This window comes from Streptomyces nanshensis (genome assembly GCF_001751255.1).
Lineage (GTDB): Bacteria > Actinomycetota > Actinomycetes > Streptomycetales > Streptomycetaceae > Streptomyces > Streptomyces nanshensis_A.
Genome location: NZ_LJGW01000595.1, coordinates 1 through 2,470, shown reverse-complemented (window position 1 = coordinate 2,470; position 2,470 = coordinate 1). Strand labels below are relative to the sequence as shown.

2 protein-coding genes are annotated in these 2,470 nt (G+C 72.4%); both read right to left on the bottom strand.

Translation table 11 applies throughout. The features are described 5' to 3' along the window. A partial coding sequence (locus tag AN218_RS30035) for a Mur ligase domain-containing protein (RefSeq protein WP_244900837.1) occupies positions 1 to 317 on the bottom strand: 317 nt, incomplete at its 3' end. A 138-nt stretch (positions 318 to 455) separates the two neighbouring features. Further along, the coding region (locus AN218_RS30030; protein ID WP_420856034.1) for a peptidoglycan D,D-transpeptidase FtsI family protein at positions 456 to 2,470 on the bottom strand (2,015 nt) is incomplete at its 5' end.

Here is a 2,470-nt window from a genome sequence, read left to right as displayed (position 1 = left end):
AGGGAGGCGGCCTGTGACGCGAAGTCGGCGCCGTGGAAGCGTGCGCCGGGCAGCGCGGCGTAGACGTCGCCGGGCCGTACGGCACGTGAGTCGTGCGTGATGCCCGTCGCCGCGGCGTCGTCGGCGCCCTGTGGGGCGGCCGTCTCCAGCCGGCGGGCCAGCTCCGCGAGCGGAACGGGCCGTACGTGAGCGGGCCGCGGCGGCCCCGAGGCGGCGTCACCGGCGACGGCCGGAGTCGTCACCGGAGCCGTCTGCGGAGACGAGACTGGGCGGCCCTCCGCCGAGGGCGAGAGGGAGTTCTGATCAGCTTGTGGCACGGCGGTGAGCGTACCGGGCGCGGGGGCTGTGCCGCGAAGCGAGGGGCTCCACGGAGGGGCGGCGTCCGGCTGTCCGCGGCGGTGCGGCGGGGGTGCGCGGACACGTCGTGCGCTGCTCCGGCGGGCGGTCTTTCCGGCTCATCGGTCCTTCTTCCCGCGGTCCTTCTCGGCGCTGACGGGCAGCGGATCGGCCTTTGCTCCGGTCGGGGGGACCTGGAGCGATTTCAGCGCGAACTTCATGACCTTCTTGTAGACGGGGCCGCAGACGTCGCTGCCGAAGTAGCTGCCCTTCTTCGGGTTCTGCACGGCGCAGTAGACCGTCACGCGGGGTTTGTCGGCGGGCGCGAAGCCGGCGAAGGACGAGGTGTATCCGTCGTAGCGGCCGGTGTCGGGGTCTACCCGGTTGGCCGTACCGGTCTTGCCCGCGACGCGGTAGCCGGGGATCTTCGCGTTGGTGCCCGTGCCCTCCATGTCGCTGACGACGGACTCCAGCATCCGCGAGATCGTCCTGGCGGTCTTCTCGCTCACCACGCGGCGCTTGCCGGGCTCGGGGGCCGCGGTGAACTTCCCGTCCGGACCGGTCGTTCCCCGTACGAGTGAAGGCACGTTCCGTACACCGCCGTTGGCGATCGTGGAGTAGATCGACGCGGCCTGGACGGCGTTGAGCGAGAGGCCCTGCCCGAACGGGATCGTGTACTGCTGCGACGCGCTCCACTTGCCGGGTTTCTCCAGGATCCCGGAGGTCGCGCCCGGCAGCCCCAGCCCGGTGGGACGTCCGATGCCGAACCGGGTCATGTAGCGGTGCAGCACGCGGTTGGCCTGCTTCTGGGTCTCCCCGAGCTGCTCGGTGGCGAGGATCGTGCCGATGTTGCTGGACTTGGCGAGGACGCCGTTGAGCGTCAGATGCCAGGTCTCGTGGTCGACGTCGTCGGCGAAGGCGCGGTCGGCGCGCTTGAGGCGGTTGGGCACGGTCACCTCGGTGAGCGGCGTGGCCTTGCCCTCCTCCAGTACGGCGGCCATGGACATCACCTTGCTCGTGGAGCCGGGCTCGTAGACGTCCTGGGCGGCGGCGTTGCCGAGGGCCTTCGGGTCGGCGCGGGAGATGTCGTTGGGGTCGAAGTCGGGGGCGCTGGCCATGGAGAGCAGTTCACCGGTGCGGGTGTCCTGGACGACCACGTAGCCGCTGTCGGCGTCGGACGCGGCGACCTGTTCGCGGATCGCCTGCTGCGCGGCCCACTGGATGTCGCGGTCGAGGGTGAGCTGTACGTTCGCACCGGGGCGCGCGGGGTGCTCCTGTACGCCTGCCGTGGGCACCTGCCGCCCCCCGGACTGGGCGTAGGTGATCTTCCCGTCCTCGCCGGAGAGCTTGTCGTTCAGCAGCGCCTCCACGCCGGCGCCGCCGCGGCCCTCGGAGTTGACGAACCCCAGGACGGACGACGCCAGTTCGCGGTTCGGGTAGACGCGCTTGGGGTGCTTCTCGCGGTAGACGCCCGCGAGCACGTCGGCGGCCTGGTCCGCGCCGCCGTCCGCGGACTTCTCCGAGCCGGCGGCCGTCTTCTCCGAGCCCGCGGGCCGTCCGGCCTCGGCCGCCTTCGCGGCCACCTCCCGCTTGAGGTTCTTGATCCGCGTCCAGGTACGCGGCGACTGCTGGCGGGCGAGGAGCACGTAGCGCGTGTCCTTCTTGGCGAGCTTCCGCGTCAACTCCTGCTCGTCCTCGTCGAGTACGGGTGCGAGCAGGGCGGCCGCGCGCTCGGGGGCGTCCGCGACGCCGGTCTGCTTGCGCGTGAAGAGATACGGGTCGGCCGTCACGTCGTACGCGTCGACCGTGTTGGCCAGGGACGCCCCGTCGCGCGAGGAGATCGTGCCGCGCTCGGCGGCGAGCGGCACGGTGATGTAGCGGTTGACGGCGGCCTTGCCCGCGAAGGCGCTGGCGTCGACGGCCTGTACCTGAAGCAGCCGGGCGGTGAAGACCAGCATGACGACGGTGAGGGCGAAGGCGATCAGCCGCAGCCGGGGGCGGGCCCGCGCGAGGCGGACTCCGGCGCCCTGGGCGGGCACGGGGGAACCGGCGGAGCCGCCGGACGACTTGGCGGTCCGCGCCGTGCCGAGTGCCTTCGCCGTTCTCGCGGTGCCGGCGGCGCGCGCGGTGGCCG